The following is a 4,966-nucleotide window of genomic DNA, read 5'->3' as shown; positions in this document are numbered from 1 at the left end:
GTGCTGCGGTGGGAAGTTGCGCAGGGCGTGGAGATGGGTCGGCCAAGCCGCCTGTCCATCGAAGCGGAAAAGTCGCAGGGCGCGATCAAGGCCGTGCGTGTGGGCGGCGCGTCGGCAATCATGTGCGAAGGCACACTGACTCTGCGCGGATAGCCGCGTAGAGCCTCGCGCAGCCGCTGCCCGCTGCGCGTTACTGCACCGTGGCCGAGTCGCCGGACTGGTTGAGCCGCAGCGCGTTGAGCCCCTGTGACCACAGCACCGCGCGATTGCGGCCACTGCGCTTGGCAGCGTAGAGCGCCTCATCGGAGCGCGCACGCAGCGCTTCGGCAATGCCATCGTCCCGCACGCTGTCGCTCACCACACCGATCGATACAGTGATGTTCACGCGGGCCTGCGGTTCGGCAAACGTGCGCCGACGGAAGGCTTCGACCACGCGCAGCGCCAGATGCTGCGCACCGTCGAGTGAGGTGTCGGGCGCGAGGATGGCGAACTCCTCGCCGCCCGTGCGTGCCACCACGTCATGGGCCCGTGCACTGGCCCGCAGCAACTCACCGGCTTCGGCGATGACCTGGTCACCCACGAGGTGGCCGTGGGTGTCATTCACCTGCTTGAAGTGGTCGAGGTCGATGGCCAGCAGCGCGATATCGGTGTGAGCGCGCGCAGCCCGGGCGAGTTCACGGCGGTATTGCTGCTCGAAGCCACGGCGGTTGAAGCACCCCGACAGCGGGTCCGTGAGCACGATCGTGGCGAGCTGGCCGCGCATGCGATTGTAGGCACGACCCACCGCGGTGATGGCATCGGGGCGGTGATCAGCGGCCACATCGTAGCTGTCGCTGAAGTCACCTTCCTCTGCCCGCTCGAACATGGCCACCAGGTTGGCGAGGCGTTCATGCAGGTGACTTTGTACGCGCGTGACCAACCAGGCACCAATACCAAACAGGGCCAGCGTGAACAGGGCCTCGGTCCACTCCACCCCCGCGCGATGCCGTACCGCCACATCGGTGAGCAGCAGATATCCCGCCGCCGTGGCCACCAGCATGAGCAGTGCGGGCGCGCGTCCGAAGTAGACGTGCGTGAGCTGCAGTGAAAAAAGGGCGACCAGCAGCCCGCGATGATAGTCGGGCGGCTCCGCCAGCAGGAATGCCAGCCAGAACACCAGGGCGATGTCGGCTGCCACCATGAGGGTGGAGAGCGACTCGCCGGCCCGCCGGGTGGCCCGCACATACATGCGAATGCCAATGATCAGCAGGGCATATACGCCGGTGGTGATGACGATCAACCAATCGGCCGGGTCTTCGCCTACCGTCTCGAGCACCAGTTCGGGCGGAGGCAGCATGCCGGCGAGGCGCAAAGCGACCACCGCCACCCCGACCAACAGCACCAGTACGATGCGGTAGCCAGTCTGCCAGAGCAGGATATCCGCTGTCGCGGCGTCGGTACGGGGACGATCGGCAGCCATGTCAGCCTAGCATACGCCAGAGTCCGTCCGAAGGGAACGCGTAAGCACATCACGTCGTCGCCGAGTTGTTACGTAACGACGAGTCCGGACTGGGGAAGTGACGATGCCCGGGGGCCGATACCCAGAGGCGCGAGGAAGGTCGTTCGATGCGGCCCCTCATCCCCAATCAGCGTCCGGATATGCCTTCGCACGGTCTCACCACGTCCTCCCAGTTTCGCGCCATCACCGTTCCCGCCGAGCGTCGGTGGCGGGCGACGCTACTGGCCACGTTGGCCGGCGCGCTGGTGTTTTTCATTTTCGAGGCGTCCAAGTCGGCGATCTTCCCGAAGCTCACCATCTGGGAGTCGCACAACATCACGATTGCCTTCGGGTCGATGATCGCCGGCGGGGCAGCGTGGTTTGCGATGGCCCGCCAAGCGTCGATGTTGCGCACGCTGGCCGCCGAAGAGGCGCTGCGTGAGCGTCTCGAAATCCGGCAGCGTGCACTCGAGGAGAGTGAATGGCGCTATCGGCAACTCATGACCCATTCGCCGGAGGCTATCGCGGTACATCGCAATGGCCGTGTGGTGTATGCCAACGACGCGGCAGCGCAGCTCATCGGTGCACGGCAGACCGGCGAGCTGGTGCGTCGCCGGGCGTCCGATTTTGTGCACCCCGACGACCTGACCCTCGTGCAGCAGCGTCTCACTTCCGGTCCGGCACGCGTGCAGTACCGCCTGGTACGGTTGGACGGCGGCATCCGCGAAGTGGAGGCGGTGTCGGTGTCCATTGCGTTCGAAGGCACGCCGGCCATGCAGACCATTTTCCGCGACGTGACCGAGCGCAAGGAACTGGAAGCACGCCTGCTGCATGGCGCCTTCCACGATGCCCTGACGGGTCTGGCCAACCGCGCGCTGTTTCGCGACCGTCTCGAACACGCGTTGCAGGTGGCCGGCCGCGATCCGGATCATCGCATTGCCGTGCTCTTCCTCGACCTTGATGACTTCAAGGGCGTCAACGACAGTCTTGGCCACGACGCCGGCGATCAGCTGTTGCGCACGGTGTCCGAACGGATTGTGGCCGAGGTACGCTCGTCCGATACGGTGGCGCGGTTTGGCGGCGATGAGTTCGCCATCCTGCTGGAACGACTGACGGCAGAGAGCGAGGCACTGGCCATCGTGAACCGCATCAAGGTGGCGTTGCGCCGTCCGTTGATGCTGGAGGGACGCCTGATGAGTGTGGCGACCAGTGTCGGCGTGGCCTACGCCACCGCATCGGACGACGTGGACACCCTGCTGCGCAACGCCGACGTGGCGATGTACGAAGCCAAGGAAGCCGGCAAGGCACGCCACGCGGTGTTCGAGCCGTCCATGTACGCGGCCATCGTGCAGCGCCTGCAGCTCGAGGCAGACATCCGCATGGCTGTGAATGCGCCGGAGCGTTCGGGGCTCTTCCTCGCCTATCAGCCCATCGTGGATCTGCGCTCGGGTGCCGTACGGGGGCTCGAAGCGCTGCTGCGATGGGAGCATCCCACACGCGGCACCGTGACGCCCAGCGTGTTCGTACCGGTCGCCGAGCACACCGGTGCGATCGTACCGCTGGGCCGGTGGGTGCTCGAGCAGGCGTGCATGCAGTTGGTGGCGTGGCGCACGCAGTGGTGGCGCGAACGCCGCCAGCCGGACTCGGTGCCGAGCGTATCCGTGAACATCTCCGGCCGACAGTTGGCCGAGGACGACTTTGTGGACGAAGTGGCGTCCATTCTGCAGCGCACGGGTGCGCCGGCGGGAAGTATCACGCTGGAGATCACGGAAAGTGTGATCATGCGCAACACGGAGTCATCGCTGCGCACGCTGTCGGCGCTCAAGGCATTGGGCCTGCGCCTGGCCATCGACGACTTCGGCACAGGCTATTCGAGCCTCAGCTACCTGCAGAAGTTTCCGGTGGACGTGCTCAAGATCGACCGGGCCTTCGTGGAAGGCGTGGCCCAGGGCGGCTCCGACAGTGCGCTCGCCCGCACCATTGTCACGCTGGGCACCACGCTGGGCCTGCGAACGGTGGCCGAGGGCGTGGAAACGTCTTCCCAGCGCGATGCACTGGAAGCGATGGGGTGCGTGGACGGGCAGGGCTATCTGTTCTCCCCTGCCCGCCCGGTCGACGAGATCACGGCATGGCTGCGTGTGCAGTCGGGCGGCATGGCCATCGCCGTGTAGCCCCCCCTCCCGTGGTCCGTCGCGGCGTCCGCGGAGGCCTGCGCACTAGGCGGTCAGTGCGGCCGCGTGTGCATCGTGCCCCTCGACGACACGGCCGTCGAAGAGTTGCACCGTACGCTCGGCGTGCTGCGCGTAACGCGCGTCGTGCGTGACCATGCAGACGGTGGCCCCACCGGCGTGCAGTTCACGCAGCAGTTCCATGACGGCCTCGCCATTGCGGGAATCGAGATTGCCGGTGGGCTCGTCGGCGAGCAGGATGGCCGGATCACCGGCCACGGCACGCGCCACGGCCACACGCTGCTGCTGACCGCCTGAAAGCTGCGCGGGGAAGTGCTTCGCGCGATGCGTCATGCCGACACGCTCCAGAGCCCGCTGCACGCGCTCCTTGCGTTCGTTCGCTTCCATGTCACGGTACGTGAGCGGCAGCTCCACGTTCTCCCACACCGTGAGATCGCCGATCAGGTTGAATGCCTGGAAGATGAATCCGATCTCCTTGTTGCGAACACGCGCCCGATCGGCGGCGGCCAGACTGCCCACCGAGGTGCCGCCGATGTGGTACTCGCCGCTGCTGGGTGCATCGAGCAAACCAAGAATGGAGAGCAGCGTGGTCTTGCCGCAGCCGGACGGACCGGCAATGGCCACGTACTCGCCCTTCCGAATATCGAAATGCACATCGGACAGCGCGTGCGTTTCCACTTCATCCGTGTGAAACACCTTCCGGATGCTGCGCATGTGAATGAGCGGCGAAGACTGGGCCGTGGTGGTGGTCGACATGATGCAGCTCCGGTTAGCGGATGCGGATTTTCTCGGCAGCGGCGACGCTGCTGAGATCGGAGAGGATGATGCGGTCCCCAACAGCGAGACCGTTGAGGATTTCGATGGCGTTCACCGAACTGCGGCCCAGCACGACCGGCACGCGCACGGCGGTTTCACCGTCGGCGTCCACCCGGAATACCGAGGTGTTGCCAGAGCTGGCGCTCGAAGCCGGGCGTCCGGCGTGCAGCACATTGGTGAGGCGGTCGATGATGATCGTGCCGTCGATGCTGAGGTCGGGTACGGCACCGGGTGGCAGTTCGCCATCCAGCGCCACGTCGATGGTCACCGAACCACCCAATGCCGATGGGTCCTTGCGGATGACATGACCGGCGACGAGTCCGTTGCGGGTATCCACACTGGCCTTCTGACCGAGCTGCACGTCTTTCGCCTGCGACTCGGGAATGCGGAGCACGGCCTTGAGCTTGCCGGGCTGCACCACCTTGGCGAGCGCCGTGCCCTCGGGCACCCACTGACCGAGTTGCAACGTGAGTTCCTGCAACAC

Annotated in this window: 4 protein-coding genes; 1 reads left to right on the top strand and 3 read right to left on the bottom strand. The window is 65.8% G+C overall.

All coding sequences use genetic code 11. From position 1 onward, the window contains the following. Window positions 1-190: 190 nt before the first annotated feature. Window positions 191-1,459 carry a GGDEF domain-containing protein gene (locus tag VGE27_RS10830; RefSeq protein ID WP_331049666.1) on the bottom strand — a complete coding sequence of 423 codons (1,269 nt, stop codon included), beginning with the start codon at window positions 1,457-1,459 and terminating at the stop codon, window positions 191-193. Window positions 1,460-1,605: 146 nt separating this feature from the next. Here VGE27_RS10830 and VGE27_RS10825 point away from each other — a divergent pair, with 146 nt between their 5' ends. Next, window positions 1,606-3,648 (top strand): putative bifunctional diguanylate cyclase/phosphodiesterase, encoded by a 2,043-nt coding sequence (locus VGE27_RS10825; protein ID WP_331049665.1) that lies wholly within the window; start codon window positions 1,606-1,608, stop codon window positions 3,646-3,648. A gap of 45 nt (window positions 3,649-3,693) precedes the next feature. On the opposite strand, the gene VGE27_RS10820 is transcribed toward VGE27_RS10825, so the two are convergent. Further along, complete coding sequence (locus VGE27_RS10820) at window positions 3,694-4,422, bottom strand: ABC transporter ATP-binding protein (RefSeq protein WP_331049664.1); 729 nt, start codon at window positions 4,420-4,422, stop codon at window positions 3,694-3,696. Window positions 4,423-4,435: 13 nt separating this feature from the next. Beyond that, window positions 4,436-4,966 (bottom strand): efflux RND transporter periplasmic adaptor subunit (locus tag VGE27_RS10815; protein ID WP_331049663.1); only part of this gene is annotated, 531 nt, incomplete at its 5' end.

This window comes from Gemmatimonas sp. (assembly GCF_036405635.1).
In the GTDB taxonomy this organism is placed as follows: Bacteria; Gemmatimonadota; Gemmatimonadetes; order Gemmatimonadales; family Gemmatimonadaceae; genus Gemmatimonas.
The sequence above is the reverse complement of the archived record's forward strand: the minus strand, read 5'-3'. Positions and strand labels throughout refer to the sequence as shown.

Excerpts from the sequence above, each read along its gene's own strand:
- VGE27_RS10820 (WP_331049664.1), bottom strand. The coding sequence starts at position 4,422 with ATGTCGACCACCACCACGGCCCAGTCTTCGCCGCTCATTCACATGCGC.
- VGE27_RS10825 (WP_331049665.1), top strand. The coding sequence starts at position 1,606 with ATGCGGCCCCTCATCCCCAATCAGCGTCCGGATATGCCTTCGCACGGT.
- VGE27_RS10830 (WP_331049666.1), bottom strand. The coding sequence starts at position 1,459 with ATGGCTGCCGATCGTCCCCGTACCGACGCCGCGACAGCGGATATCCTG.